Genomic DNA, 14944 nt, shown 5'->3' with positions numbered 1-14944 from the left:
CCGCCAGCTGTTTCCGCTCCGGCCTCCCGCGCCTCTTCTCCCCCGGCTGTTCGGCCTGTGCACCTCACTGCTGTCCTTCCACGGCGCCCTTCTTTCAAGCGCCGTCCGGAGGGATGCCCCCTCTTTGTCTGAGATTGTCTGGACTTGCTCTCCCCCTCTTCAAAACCTCTCCTACGGACTTTGGATCAATCCTGGCCCTTGCTTCCAAGGCCCCGAAGCTTCCCGGATTCACGCAAGCGTCGGAGAGAGTCGCGACTCGTACCGGGTTGGGCCTGCTGGAGACGGCAACCGGAGCCGAGCGCCTTATTGTCTCTGTGCCAGAGGGGACGATCCGCGTGGTGTTGGCGCCTCATGCCGTGGCCATGGCTGCCCGGGGCGTTGGTGCTGGGAGTCCTGCGCCGAGTCGGGGTAAGCTCCTGCCGAACGGACACAGGGCGTGGGGGTCGTTTGATGGCTTCAAGTCAGCTATGGGGAATGCGGGCCCCGGAAAGGAATGGCATCACATCGTGGAGCAGACTCCGGGCAACGCGAAGCGGTCTGGGGGCGAGTCCCTGCACAATACCGAGAATGTCATCGCACTAGACAAGGCGCTTCACACACGGGTTAGTGCTCTCTTTTCTAGAAAGATGCTTAGGATTACGGGTTCAAGGATTCTGACGGTGCGGCAGTGGCTCAGCACTCAGTCCTATGAGGCGCAACGGGAATTTGGCCTGCTGGCCATTCAGAACGTCAGAAACGGCATTTGGCCATGATTGATTTGCAAGGTCTTGTGGCGGAGTTTGCGCGGCATGTACAGGCAGAAACCGAGGCGGCTTGGCGGGGCGATTCCAAGACAGCGAACAAGCACGTTGATCAGTGCTTAGCCGTGTTTGACAAACTGCGGGCTCATGGTGACACCGGACGGGATGCGCTCGCGGTGCTCTTCACGCATCCGCGAATGGACGTGCGTGTGGCGGCGGCGGCGCTGCTGTTGCGCCATCGCACGGCGGAAGCCAAAGCGGTTTTGGAGGAAGCAGCGAAGGGCAAAGGACTGGTCCCTTTTGAAGCATCCCAGGCGTTGAAACGCTGGGAAGAGGGTACATGGGCCCTAGACCCTGCCGACGATGATGCGGGGCCGCTGGAAGCAGCCCGCCCGGCACCGTCCAGCAAGCGCAGCCGACCACGCACGGAGCCCGCCGCGCCTGACAAGCGGAGGGGGAGCAAGCGGGACAAACGCGGCGGTTGATCTTGAGAAGAGCGCGCCAGGGCCGGGCAGGCGAAGCTCGGGCCCCGGTGGAGGCACCAGGGCAGGCCACCAGGGCCCGGCAGCCGAAACTCGGGGCGGTGGAGGCCACCAGGGCAGCACGGCAGCCACGGCGAGCACCTCGGGCCCGGTGGAGGCACCAGGGCAGGCCACCAGGGCCCGGCAGCCGAAGCTCGTGGCGGTGGAGGCCACCAGGGCAGCACGGCAGCCATGGCGGGCACCTCGGGCCCCGTGGAGGCCACCAGGGCAGCCGGGCAGCCACGGCGGGCACCTCGGGCCCCGTGGAGGCCACCAGGGCAGCCCGGCAGCCGAAGCTCGGGCCGGTGGAGGCCTCCAGGGCAGCACGGCAGCCACGGCGGGCACCTTGGGCCCGGTGGAGGCCACCAGGGCCTGGCAGGCGAGGCCGGTACTCGGATCAACGGTGCCCAGGGTGGTGGCAGCCCCAGGGCCCGGCCGCCGAAGCTCGAGCCGGTGGCGGCCATGGCAGGCACCCCGGGCCCTGCGTATCGAGATGCCCGAAGCACGGGCCGGTGGAGGGTGCCAGGGCCCGGCAGGCGAGGCCGGTACTCGGGTCAACGGTGCTCGGGGCGGTGGCAGCCACCAGGGCACGGCAGGCGAAGCTCGGGCCGGTGCGGGCAGAACCAAGATCATCGGAGCACGGGCCAGTGGCGGCCATGGCAGCCACCCCGGCCCCGCGAGTACCTACGTGGGACGCTTGCCCAGAGAGGGGCAGCAAGCGACACTGTACCCACTGAACCTTCCTATTGAGCCTTCCTGAGAACGAATTATGGCGCCCCTTACTCCCGTCCAGTCATTTCAGCACACCTTGCGTGAGATTTCCGTCAACCGGGCGAATCCCTGCGAACTCGTGCGCGAACTGATCTCCAACTCTTATGATGCTGGAGCCAATCGCATCCTCGTCTTCCCCCTGATCCAGAAGAAGGGCTTGCTCTTCTTCGACAACGGGAAAGGACTGTCCGAAGCCGAGAAGGATAAGTTGAACGACATTGAGCCGTACCGAGCCTTTTTTTCGATTGGAAAGGGGACCAAGACCAAGGGAGAACAAATCGGCTACAAATGCCAGGGCTCTAAGCTCTGTTTCGCTTCGCGCCGATTCTCTGTCATCACCCGCTGCGCTGACGAGAAAAAATGGCGCTGGAAGACGGTCGACAATCCCAAGACGACGCTGGATATCACCTATGATCTGACGGCAACCCAGACCGAGACCCCTTGGCTCGTGCTTCGCGACCAGATATTGGTGGACGCTGATGAGCGGACCAGTGCGATTCTTGAAGCGCTCGGAGAAGACTTCTTCCGTACGGAGTTCACCCAGGGCACAATGCTCGTGGTCGAGGACTTCGAGGTTGACAATCACGCGGAATACTTCTCGGTGAAGGAACCGGAGGTCAACTATCTCTACAATTACATCCGGTTCTTCACTGCGCACGGGGATGTCCGTCGAATCGACACCAAAGAGCATGGATTCCGCCCAAGCGACGTGAAGGCCGTCCGCTCATCCTTGAAGTCCGTCAAGGCATGCGGGATGGAGATTTGGATTGTTGATGACAAGACGGGAAAGGGAGCGCTGCGAGAAATCCCATTGGGGTGGCCATATCTGCCTCCACAGGACAAGGGAGAGGAGCCTCCAGAGCAACCGCAGGTGGTCAAGGCATTGCGGAAGGGGCGTTTTCTTGCGCGGTACGCTACAGCCTTCAAACACGAGGATCGGACCTACCAAATCATCTTCGCGATTGACGGTCACCGACGCGCGTTGGAGAAGTACAAGTCCCTCGGGCGTCAGTCCAAGAGCGGCTCTGGCATCAAATTGTCTGAGGTTCGCGGCGTGTTGCTGGCGTCCAACGGAATTGTCGTATGCCCCTACCCTGCTCTGCTTGATCATACCTCCATGCGAGACTTCAGCATCTTGCAGGAGGGTATGGAGCACTTCGTTTTCATCATCAACGGCAACTTCGAACTTGTGACGAACCGGGACGCGCTGGCGCCTAGCAGTCTGCAAGTATTGCGCGATGTGAAGTTTGTCGAGCAGGTGCGCACGTTCATCCAACAGCTTCGCCAACAGAAGGAGGGCGATGTACTGGCGCAACTAATGGACCGTCTGAACCGTGAGACGACGCGCCACAAGGAAGACCAGTACATCAACAACAACAACCGCCTCCGCGACGAACTCCGCGAGCGGGAGACATTCGTCATCAAGGGAATCCCGGCATTGGAGACGCGGCCTTTCTTCGCGCCCGAAACTGGTGAGGAGCATTTCGTCGGTGCGCTCTACACGATGTTTGCGCATCTCGTAGAACAGGGTAATCCGGCTTCGAAGTTCTGGTCTCGTCCGCTGACCTTCGCGGGTCTCGGGATTGATGCGCTCGCACTGAAGGACGAGGGCGGTCAATATCGAAATGGCAACCTGCTCTGTGTGGAGTACAAATACGCCTTCTCGAAGGACGACGAGTTCAACCATCCGCTCAACATCACAGATCGCATCGTGTGCTGGGACCTGAAGTACCCGGAGATCGGCGAACTGGTAGCCGATATCTACAACTACGAAGGCGTGGTGAAGTCGAAGATCCAGATCAAGGGGCAGGATGTAGGCTTCTCCGTATCAGATGTCCGACACCGCAACGAGTTGAAGGAACTGGAGCACGAGGTGATGGTGCTCAGTCTGCGCGCGCTCATCAACGCGACGTTCGATGTGAAGTGGCGACCAGGAAGCAAACCTGTACCCGCTGCTCAGTCAAAGAAGAAGACTGCGAGCTAATACTCTCGGTCGCTTCAAGCGCCCTCCGAGGAGAATTTCCCCTCGGAGTTATCCCTGGGGAAGTGACCGGGTCGTTATTAGTAGGCCATGGCATCAGCGCCAGAAGCCAAAACGAGGGGCGAAGGGCTAGCCACTTATCGCCCGGCGAGGGGTCCAAGGGGACCAAAAAAGGACCAAAACGAACGGACGCGCCTGGACTCGCCCGGACAGATGGCGCCCCATTTTCAGAGGGAAAACGGGGGGCCTCTGGTCCCGAGTGAATGCGGATCCGACCATAGCGGCTTCGATTCCCGCCGCCTCCACTGGATGTAGCGTACCTGTTCACCAGGGATGCCGAGCTGTCAGCCCCCCTGGATGGCATCAGACCGCCGATGGTTACTCGTTCGCGGTCACGGTGGCGTAGGCGTCCGCTCGGACAGCGGCGCTCGGATGCTGGCGCAGGGCCCTCAGCCGGCGGGCCGCGTCCTCCCTCCAGTGCAGGCGCTGCCCCGCCACCGAGACGAGCACCACCGCCGTCAGCGGCAGCTCGGCGCTCACCGCGTCCGCGAGCTCCAGCAGCGTCTCGGGCTCCCACCCGGCGCTCGGATCCTCCACCTCCGTGGCCACCACGTCCGCGAGGCGCCGGGCGAAGAGCGGCTCCTCCCGTGTCTCCGCCGCCAGTCCGCGCAGCACCTCCGCGACGGCCCGCGCCTCGTGCCACTCCACGCTGCCCAGCCGCAGCGCGGCGCTCTCGGGCCACAGCGACGCATCCCGGGAGAGCACCCGAGCCACCTCGTCGAGCCGCGCCCTCAGGCCCAGGCGCACCGGCCGCGGCAACCCGCGCAGCGCCTGGTGCAGCCCCTTCAATCGCTGGCGCGCGGGGACGTCCCGCTCGGGCGTGGCATCGGGCGTCAGCGGCGCGGAGACGAGCCGCGCGGCACAGGCCACCACCTGCTCGAAGGCCTTGCCCTCGCGCGTGGCTTCCACCAGCGCCCACGCCGCCTCCCGCCATTCGGCGCCGCCGGACAGGTCCAGCACCCTCGCGGCCGATTCCCTCGCCACCTGCTCCTCCACTCCCGCGGCCCAGCCCGGGAGCACCGTGAAGGCCCTCCGGCGCACGGTGAGCTCCGGGTGCCGGGACACCTGGAGCACCAGTGCCGCGTAGCGCGGCCGTGCCTCCAGGGGCAGTTGCGTGGGGTGGGGGTCGAGCAGGCTCGCGGCCACGTACTCGTCCGGGCTCCGCGCCATGGCGTCCAGCAGCTCCCAGGCGGCGGGGTCGTCGAGCAGCTGGCGCGCGGCGTGGCCCACGGCGATGCGCACGTCCCGGTGCAGCTGGGGCTTGTCCCACTGCTGGCGCAGCAATGCCACGCTGTGCGCGGAGCGGAAGGTGCCGAGCAGCCGCAACGCCTCCTTGTGCACCGTTACCTTGAGCTTCTCGCGCGAGAGCAGCGCACCCAGCGTGGCGGCGAGCGTCTCGGGCGAGACGAGCTTCGCCACACGGGGAATCGCATACATGGCCACCCGGGCCCGGTCTCCGTCGAGGTGCTCCAACAGCAGGGGCAGCGCCGGCTCCGGCCTGTCCAGCCACACGAGCGCCCCGAGCGCGGCCTCCACCGTGGGCACGTCCTTCGACTCGAGGAAGGGCGCCAGGGTGTCCACCTGCACCACGGGCAGGTGGGGGAGGATGTGCAGCACGCTCATCCGCTCCCAGGCGCTGCGCGAGGTGTCCCGGGCGATGTACAGCAGCAAGTCCCGGAAGCGGAGCTGCTGACGCGGCAGCCAGCGCTGGAAGCCATCGCGGGCCGGAGGCACCCAGCCCGTCTTCCCCGTGCTGAAGCGTCCCTTCAGGGGCCGCCCCTGGAGGAAGGGATCCAACCACTCCTGCCGGCGCCGGTGCAGGTGCTCGAAGACGAGGGCGAGGGTGATGGTGCTCTCGTCCCGATCGAGCAGCTTGCGTACCCGGACATCGCGCGTGCGCGGCGGTGCGAGCCACAGCTGCATGGCCTGCTGCGCGAGCCACTCCGGCGTGGCCTCGGTGATGGGCTCGAGCATCGCCTGGAGCATGTCCACGTTCCACGCGCGCCGGCCGAGCGCCTGGGTGAGCGTGAGGATGAGGCCATGGCTCTCGCGCTCCGCGGCCGAGCGGATCATCGGAAGCAGCGCCGCGAAGAGGTGGTGCTCGGTGCCTCGCGGCAGGTTCTGCTCCAGCGGAGGCAGGACGAGCGTGCCGGACTGGCCGGCCAGCCGCTTCAGCGTGTCGAGGGCGAAGCGGAACAGCGGGCTCTCGGTCTCGGTGGCATGGGCGCGGATGAGCCGGAAGGCCAGCTCCTGCAGCGCCAGCTGCGTGCCGCGCGAGGTGTCCCGCGCCTCGGCGACGTACGTCACCAGCGACTCGAGGGCGGGAATGTGCCCGGGCTCGAAGAGGCTCGGAGGCACCTGGGCGAGCGCGTTCAGGGCCGCCTGGCGCACCGGGTCCTGATCGTTCTTCAGCCGCGAGAGGTACGTGAGCGTCTCCGTCAGGCCCCTGCGGGACAGGCCCGTGCTGGACACCAGCAGCGAGAGCGCCCGGGCCCGATCCTCGGCCTTGCTGGCGAAGGCCGCTTTCTGGAGGGGCTCGCGCGCGTGCTCGATGGTGCGCAGGGCCTGCAGGGCGAGCCGCCGGTCCGGGTTCTCCTGCACCTCGCGCAGGCCGAGCTGGCGCACGGCCTCGGTGTCCCGCAGCTCATGGGGGAGGACCTGGAGCAGGGCCTCGGGCAGCTCACGGGGCGGCGCTCCCTCGAAGGCATGGGCGAAGAGCCCGGCGCGCTGTGAAGGGGGCACGGCGTCCAGGAAGCGGGCGAGGTCCGACGGGGACTCCGCCAGCGCCCTCGCGAGGCCGAGGCGCTGGGCGGGGGAGAAGAAGCGGAGCTGGCGCAGCAGGCCCGCCGTCAGCTCCCGGGCGATGTGGGCCGCGCGCCAGCCGGGGCGGGTGAGGAGCGCGAAGAGCTGCTCCGGGTGGCGCCGCGCGAGCATCGGGAGCGTGTCCCGCACGAAGAGCGGCAGCTCCTCCGGAGGCGCCAGGTCTCTCACGAGGTGGAGCACCGCCTCGCCATGGGAGAGCACCAGCTCGGAGAGGGCCATGCGGTACGAGGCGAAGAGGGCGCGGCGTTCGCGCTCCGGGGCATGGGTGAGGCGCGAGCCGATGAAGGTCAGCACCGCGTCCGGGTGGCGGCGCACCAGCGTGCGCCAGGCGCGGAACGTGTGCTCGAGCTGGGGCAACAACCGGCGCACCGTGTCCGCGTCGAGCGCGGGGAGCAGCAGGGCCGCTTCCGCCGCGCCGTGGCGGCTGAGGACGATGGGGAGCAGCCGGGCCGCGAGCGCGCTCCGCTGAGCCTGGGCCACGTCCTTGAGGAGCCGGCGGCGGACGAAGGGGGACAGCTCCGGCAGCAGCCGCTCGAGGGCCGCATCGTCCTGGATGTCGCTTCCCACCAGGGCGGCGGCCCGCGCGCGCACGAGGCTGGAGGCATGGGTGAGTCCTCGCAGCAGCAGGGACTCGTCGCGAGCTCCCCGGGCCAGCTCGAGTCCGAGGCTCGCCTCGTAGGCATCGCCGGACAGGAGCCCGGTCATGAGTTGCGTCAGGACGGGGCTGCCCCGGCCCTCGTGTCCCAGCCTGGCGACCCGCGCGAGCCGTGCGCCGTAGCCCAACGAGTCCAGCTCCGACAGCAACGCCTCGCGCGACGGTATCTGCATGGGTGCTCCCTCCTGGGGGCGGCGACGTTACCGTGGGGTGGGGTCCGGAGTCCCCGGGGCGTGGACTCCCAGGCGAGGAAGTGGGGACGGGAGACCCCAGGCGCCCGAGTGCTTTCGCGGGGTTGGCGTCGGCCCCCGCCTTGCTCCTGTCCGGGCAGGGAGGAAGTGCCGATGCGAATCGACAGCGCGGGATGGACGCACGTGGGACGCCGCTCCCACAACGAGGATGCCTGGATGGCCCGGGCGGACCTGGGCCTGTTCGTGGTGGCCGATGGGCTCGGCGGCTACGAGGGCGGTGAGGTGGCCAGCCGGTGCGTGGTGGACACCTTCTCCGGCTTCTGCGAGCGCGTGGCGAAGGACCCCGAGGCCACCTGGCCCCATCATCCACGGCGGGGCCACTGCCGCGAGGAGGACCTGCTGCTCAACTGCTCCGTGCTCGCCCAGCGGGCCGTGCTCTCGCGCCGCGTGGGACAGTTGCGCGAGATGGGCTCCACGGTGGTGGCGCTCGCCCTGGGGGCCCGGGGCGCCGCCGTGGCCCACGTGGGCGACAGCCGGCTCTACCGGTTGCGCGAGGGCCGGCTGGAGGTGCTGACCCGTGACCACTCGCTGCTCGAGGAGATGCGGGAGGCCGGTGTCGAGACGCCCGGGCGCGGGGAGAGTCCCTACGGGCACGTCATCACCCGCGCGCTGGGCACCCAGAACGCGGAGCCCACCGTGCGGCGGCTCGAGGTGCGGGCGGGGGATGTGTACCTGCTGTGCTCGGACGGGCTGTACGAGCCACTCGGGCCGGAGCGGCTCGCTGCACGGTTGGGGCAGGGGAGCGCGGCGGGAGTGGCCGAGGCCCTGGTGCACGAGGCCTACGCGGCGGGTGGCCGGGACAACATCACGGCCATCGTGGTGGGCGTGGGCGCGAAGTAGGGGACACAGGGGCAACCCGGGGACCCGATACCCTCACCCCGTCCCTCTCCCGAGGGGAGAGGGGAGGTGGGCTCGGGTCTACGCTCGTGGGGGCGGGGGCTTCAGTCCGGCCCCTCGGGGAGCAGGCCATGGCGCCGGGCCAGGGCTCGCAGGTGTTTGCGATCCACCCCCGCCTGCCGCGCCGCCTCCGAGATGTTTCCGCCCGCCCGCGCCAGCACGTCGTGCAGGTAGTGCCGCTCGAAGGCCTCCACCAGCGCCTGTTTCGCCTCCGCGAAGGGCAGGTCCGTGCGCAGCGGCACCTCGGGCCCGGTGCCCTGGGGTTGGAGCGACAGGCGCAGCGCCTCGAAGCCGTGGGCCCCGCGCGAGAGCACCAGCGCCCGTTCCAGCACGTTGCGCAGCTCGCGCACGTTGCCCGGCCAGTCGTGCCCCGACAGCAACTCCAGCCCCGGGCCGCGGATGGGTCCGGGCTCGAAGCCCCGGCGGCGCAGCAGCTCCGCCACCAGCAGGGGCAGGTCCTCCCGGCGCTGGCGCAACGGGGGCAGGGGCAGCGTCACCACCGCCAGCCGGTAGTAGAGGTCCGGACGGAAGGTGCCCTCGGCCACCGCCAGCGAGAGGTCCACCCGCGAGGCCGCCACCACCCGCACGTCCACGGCCTGCTCGGCGTCGCCTCCCACCGGGCGCACCCGGCGCTCCTCCAGCACGCGCAACAGCCGCGCCTGCACCGAGGCCGGAATGCCCGCCAGCTCGTCGAGGAAGAGCGTGCCCCCGTGGGCCCGCACGAAGGCCCCCGAGCGCGCCGCCAGCGCCCCCGTGAAGGCCCCTCGCACGTGGCCGAAGAGCTCGCTCTCCACCAGCCCCTCCGGCAGCGCGCCGCAGTCCACCGCCACGAAGGGCCCCTTGCGCCGCGCGCTCGCCTCGTGGAGCGCCCGGGCCACCACCTCCTTGCCCGTCCCCGTCTCGCCCTGGATGAGCACCGTCGTGTCCGTGGGCGCCACATGCTCCAGCACCGCGAACAGCTCGCGCATGGCGAGGCTCTCGCCCACCAGCTCCCCGAAGCGCCGCGCCTGGCTCGGGGCCAGCTCCCACGGTTGGCTCTCGGCCTGGATGCGCAGGAAGCTCCGCCCCACCTTGAGCGTGGCACCCACGCGCACCCGCGCCTCTCCAATCCGCGAGCCCTCGTACAGCGTGCCGTTGCGGCTGCCGAGGTCCTTCACCACGAAGCCCGCGCCCTCCTCGTGGACCTCCAGGTGCTCGCCCGAGACGCGCGGGTCGCTCAGCCGCAGCGCACAGCCCTCGCGCGTGCCCACGCGGACGGGCGCCTCCCCGAGCGCCACCGCGCGCCCCGCGTCGGGCCCATCGATGACGACGAGCTGACAGCGCCGGGGCGGGGGGCCGCTGGAGGCCTCATTCTGGGTGGCGAGGGCGGTCTTGGACACGGTGGTCACTCCGGTGCCATCCGGTTATATCTGGGCGCCAGCCACGGTGTTCGCGTGCGGATGGATGCACCTCTCGTGGCACCATGGCGGGATGCCCAGACATCCCCTTGGTCTCACCCCGGGCTCTCCCCGGGTCTGTCTTCTGTTGGCCCTGGCGTTCCTCGCGGGTTGTGGCTCGGACACGGCGCCCCCCTCGGAAGAGGTGGCACGCGGCTCGGTGCCGCTGACCGGCTCCGCCACCCAGAGCCTTCCCGCCATCACCCTGCGCAACGCCATTCTCACCCAGCCCTTCGATCCGGAGCTGATGACCCCGGATGGACGGCTGGGCCTGTCCTTCCTCGGGGGCTCGCGCGTCCGGTTCATCGCCCTGGGCGACCCGGCCATGAGCGTCACCGGGGGCACTCCGCGCTTCGTGGCGCCCATGGCGCAGGGGCAGACCCTGGACGTCGATCTGCCGCCGCTCGCGGCCCGGACCAGCAACTTCCAGCGCACGGACGGCCTGGCACCGCTCTACCCGAGCAACGGGTTCGACATCTGGACCAACTCGGGCCAGGGCGCGCTGTCCCTGGACCCTCGCTTCTCGCCCGCGGGCAAGCCCTTCCCCGTCAACGAGCCGGAGGAGTGCCTCGGCGCCACCCCCGCCACGCGCGAGCGGGTCGTGTCCCCCGGCGGCCGGTACGAGTGCTACCGCCTCATCCACTTCCAGCCCTACTACGCGCCGGCCACCGGAGCGCTCGCCCTGCACCAGGCGCTGGTCGCCGTCGTCGTGGATGCCCGCCGTCCCGACACCACCTCCGGCACCGTGGCGCGCGCCGCCGCTCCCAATGTCGTCCGCGTCCAATACCTCTCCAACGCCTTCTCGCTCTGCCGCAGCCAGGGTCAGCCCTTCTACCTCTGGGCGCTCGAGGCCAGCGCCACGGCGGACGCCCGGCTGGTGGTCTCCGAGGGCGGCCGCTGGTCGTACAACGAGACCCCCTGGAACCCCGACACCTGGACCCGGCAGCGCGAGCTCGGCACGCTGTTCGACAGCGTCCGCCTCGACGTGGAGGGCACCCGCCGCATCTGCCGCCACATCGCCCCGGCCTCCGGCCTGCCCTCCTGCACCACCGCGACGGAGGAGGACTTCGCGCGCGTGTACCCGGTCGCCGCCCGGCCCATCTTCCTCGCCGATGGCTCACGGCGGACGGATGGTCAGCTGCCCACCCATCTCGAGTGCGGCTACACCTGGATCACCCCCGAGGGCACGGACGTCTTCTGCCGCCCCAACCCGGCCATCAACGGCTCCGTCCAGCCGTCCGTCGCCCTGGAGCTGACGCAGGGCTTCGAGAGCTCCACCGGCATGCACTTCTTCGCGTTCGGCCAGCACACGGGCTGGACGATGCGCCGGCTGGACAGTGCCATCAACAGCCGGCGCTTCAACCCGGAGGGGCTCAACAGCTTCCCTCCCGCGCAGCCGGATCCCGTCCACCGCCCGTTCTCCCCGGTGTTCCTCAACACGGCCACCGGCTTCTGGGCGGAGAACCGGACGAGCCCGGAGCGCGCCCAGCCCCTCCAGCGCCAGTGGCCGCTGTTCCAGTTCATGTCCCAGGACGATGGCATCCGTTACAACGCGGGAACCCAGTACGCGAACCTCGGTCTCGTGCCCGAGTCGAACAACCCGGGCATGTGGACCAACATGCAGTACTGGGAGGTCTCGTTCGCGTGCGGCATGAATCCCCACTGCCTGCTGCACCTGCCGATGAACGAGCTGTTCTATGACAAGGCCGCCGCCGCGGGCTCGCCGGCCATCCTGCGTGCGCTCCCCCTGACGCAGGACGTGTCCAACAACACCGACTTCCTGGACGTGAGTGGCAACGCCCTGACGGGCATCCACCCGTACGTGGGCCAGCTCCAGGGAGGCGCCGGAGCGGCGCGCTTCGCCGGTGAGGTCTACGGGGTGCAGGCCGACGAGCGGTACCTGTCCGGCTACCGGGGCACGGCCATCAGCCTGACGGCGAGCGGCTTCGTCTCCGTGGGAGGCAATGCCGCGGACCTGCCCAGCTGCCGCCGCAACAAGGGCTGTCTGGCCGGAGAGCGCTATGACGATGGGTTCACCGCCGAGGTGGCCTTCCTCGCGCTCTTCAACCCGTCCGCGGCGACGCTGCCCATTGCCCGGCACCACGGCCTCTGGTCGGTCCGCATCCAGGGGGGCACGCTCGCCGCCGACGTGTCCTATTCAGTGGCGGGCGTGGCCAGGGCGCTGACGCTGACCGCTCCGGGTGCGCTTCCCTTCTCCTCGCTCTCCGCCACGCCAGCCGCGCAGGCGGCGAGCTGGCGTCACGTCGCGCTGCGGATCGCCCCGGACGAGTCTCGGGTGTCCCTGCTGGTGGACGGAATGCCCGTGGCCCAGGCCAATCTGGAGCCCGGGGCCGTCTTCCAGGGGACGCCGTCCGGGAACGAGCTCCTCCGCGTGGGTCCCGGTGGCCAGTGCACGGGCTGCCCCGCCGGTGACGTGCTCTTCGTCGATGAGCTGGTCTTCCACCGCTCCGCGCAGCCCTTCGAGGAGCTCGCCGCGGCGGCTTCCGTCTTCTCGGGCCGGCAGGACTTCCTGACGCCCTCGGAAGCCCGCACCCTCCTGGCGCGCTACTTCAGCGTCACCAACCCGCGCCGGCTCACCCTGCAGGCCGATGGCTTCCCCCGGTTCGTCCGGGCGGAGGACCTGCGCATCCCGGCGGCCTTCCGCTCCTTCCTGGCCGTGGGGCAGGAGTCCGCCTTCCGGCAGCTCGTCTCGGTGGGAGAGACGCTCTTCCGCTCGCCGGTGCTGTCGACGAATGCCGCGGGCGTCAGCCAGACCCAGGTGGGCACGGGCGAGCCGCTGTCCTGCTCCACCTGCCACCGGCTGGACCGGACCTTCACGGATGGCCGCGCCACCGCCTTGGGCGTGCAGCCCCTGGCGCTCAACACGCCCACCATCGTCAACCGCGTCTTCGGCACCAACCAGTTCTTCGCCCGCCGGTCGCAGGACCTGTTGGACCTGGCGCTGGAGCCGGTGGTGGATCCGCGGGAGATGAACGCCGACGTGAGCAAGGTCCTGGAGCGCATCAACACCGGGGCGGACCAGGCCTCGCTGCGGCAGGCGTTCGCCAACGTCTTCCTGACCTCCACCGTGACGCGCGAGCAGCTGGAGCTGGCGCTCACGGCGTACGAGCTCGTGCAGCTCAGCGTGGACTCGCTGGCGGAGGCGGTCATCGCCTCCGGCAAGCCGGTGGTGGATGGAGAGGGCAACCTGTTGCGGCCGGAGCTCCTCCGGTTGGGCCGGGAGCTCTTCGAGGGCAAGGCGCGGTGCGGTGCCTGCCACGTGGGCTCCAACTTCACGGACGAGCTCGCCCATGACACCAGCGTCGCCGCCAGTCCCCAGGCCTTCAAGACGCCGACGCTCTGGGACGTGGCGAGCACCGCGCCGTACTTCCACGATGGCAGCCGCGCCACCCTGCGGCAGGTGCTCGACTTCTACAACCAGGGAGGCAACGCACCCGGGCGGGTGCGGGACGGCCTGCGGATGATCGATCCCGAGCTGCGCCCGCTCGCCCTGTCCGAGTACGAGCTGATGGCGCTGGAGCAGTACCTGCGCGCGCTGCGCAACGCGGAGCCCGTGCTCGCCGCCGGCTTCGAGGGACTGGCGTTCAGCAACCACGGCCCCATTCCGGGGATGAGCTGCATCTCCGTCAACGAGTCGGCGGATCCTGCGGGCTGGGCCGACAACTACCTGTGCTCGCCCCAGAGCCGGGGGATCGTCTGGAGTGGCGCCGGGCCCGTCGCGGGGATGCGCTGCACCGCCATCACCGAGGTGTATGAGCCCCCCGAGACGACCTGGACGGACAACTACCTGTGCGTCCCGTCCGACTCGCCCCTGCGGCTCTCGTGGTCGATGAGCGGGCCGCTCTTCGGGAAGTCCTGCGTCCGCTTCCACGAGCCGGCGGACCCCCACACCTGGAGCGACAACTACCTCTGCTACGACGAGCCGCTGCGGCTGCGCTTCAGCGCGGAGGGGCCCATCTCCGGGATGACGTGCACGCTGATGGACGAGGGGTATGACCAGGCGGGCGGGTGGAACGACAACCACTTGTGCACCAACAAGGACATCGGGCTGCGCTGGAGCATGGGCGGACCGATCTCCGGCATGCGCTGCACCCAGGTCTACGAGGACCTGGAGCCGGTCTCCACGACGTGGGGGGACAACTACGCGTGCGTGCCGCGCGAGTCGGAGGTGCTGCTGTCCTACTCCCAAGGGGGGCCCCTCTCCGGGCTCTCCTGCGCGCAGCTGTACGAGCCGAAGGATCCGCAGCCCTGGATCGACAACTACCTGTGCTACCGCGAGGAGCCGTTGGCGCTGACGTTCCATGCGGCGGGAGCACCGGCGGGGCTGGCCTGCACCTCCGTCAACGAGTCGCAGGACCAGGCGGGCACCTGGGGGGACAACTACTTCTGCGCCAACCGTGACATCGGCATGCAATGGAGCGGCGCGGGTCCCATCTCCGGCATGCGCTGCACGCAGGTGAATGAGCCGGCGGAACCGGCCTCCACGACCTGGTCGGACAACTACCTCTGCCTGCCGCAGGACTCCCGCCTCACCTTCGAGTGGTCCTACGCCGGGCCGATCGCCGGAAGGACCTGCGTCGCCTGGGCGGAGAGCGCGGATCCGCACTCGTGGCTCGACAACTACCTGTGTTACGGCGGCAACTAGTGGCACTGGCCGTGAGGTGAGCCTGCCCCGGTTTTGTGGACACACCTCATAAGTCGGCTACACGGGAGGTAGTGTTCATGGAGCGAAGGAAGAGGCGGAGTTTCACCCCGGAGTACAGGGCCGATGCGGTCCGACTGGTGCGC

At 69.1% G+C, this 14944-nt stretch carries 5 protein-coding genes and 2 pseudogenes; 5 read left to right on the top strand and 2 right to left on the bottom strand.

Annotation, left to right across the window (positions count from 1 at the left end; genetic code table 11):
- Positions 1-182: 182 nt before the first annotated feature.
- From AC16DP_RS35055 to AC16DP_RS35045, 3 genes and pseudogenes are all read left to right on the top strand, one after another.
- Positions 183-752, top strand: a pseudogene (locus AC16DP_RS35055) (AHH domain-containing protein); the annotation flags it as partial.
- A pseudogene (locus tag AC16DP_RS35050) lies at positions 749-1096 on the top strand (DUF2019 domain-containing protein); the annotation flags it as partial. The pseudogenes AC16DP_RS35055 and AC16DP_RS35050, both read left to right, overlap by 4 nt.
- A 934-nt stretch (positions 1097-2030) precedes the next feature.
- Entirely contained in the window at positions 2031-4016 is a 1986-nt protein-coding gene (locus AC16DP_RS35045) for an ATP-binding protein (RefSeq protein ID WP_329726835.1), read from the top strand.
- A gap of 375 nt (positions 4017-4391) precedes the next feature.
- On the opposite strand, the gene AC16DP_RS35040 is transcribed toward AC16DP_RS35045, so the two are convergent.
- Positions 4392-7724, bottom strand: a complete 3333-nt coding sequence (locus AC16DP_RS35040; RefSeq protein WP_329726834.1) for a hypothetical protein — start codon at positions 7722-7724, stop codon at positions 4392-4394.
- A 171-nt stretch (positions 7725-7895) separates the two neighbouring features.
- Between AC16DP_RS35040 and AC16DP_RS35035 the strand changes: the two genes are divergently transcribed.
- Positions 7896-8642 (top strand): PP2C family protein-serine/threonine phosphatase, encoded by a 747-nt coding sequence (locus tag AC16DP_RS35035; RefSeq protein WP_329726833.1) that lies wholly within the window; start codon positions 7896-7898, stop codon positions 8640-8642.
- 101 nt (positions 8643-8743) lie between these two features.
- On the opposite strand, the gene AC16DP_RS35030 is transcribed toward AC16DP_RS35035, so the two are convergent.
- Positions 8744-10078: a sigma 54-interacting transcriptional regulator gene (locus tag AC16DP_RS35030; RefSeq protein ID WP_329726832.1), complete on the bottom strand. Its 1335-nt coding sequence runs from the start codon at positions 10076-10078 to the stop codon at positions 8744-8746.
- 145 nt (positions 10079-10223) lie between these two features.
- Between AC16DP_RS35030 and AC16DP_RS35025 the strand changes: the two genes are divergently transcribed.
- Positions 10224-14801, top strand: coding sequence for a cytochrome-c peroxidase (locus AC16DP_RS35025; protein WP_329726831.1), 4578 nt, complete (start codon positions 10224-10226; stop codon positions 14799-14801).
- Positions 14802-14944 lie beyond the last annotated feature (143 nt).

The organism is Archangium sp. (assembly GCF_057119385.1).
Note: the sequence above shows the minus strand (reverse complement) of the source record. Positions and strands in the feature narration are given on the sequence as shown.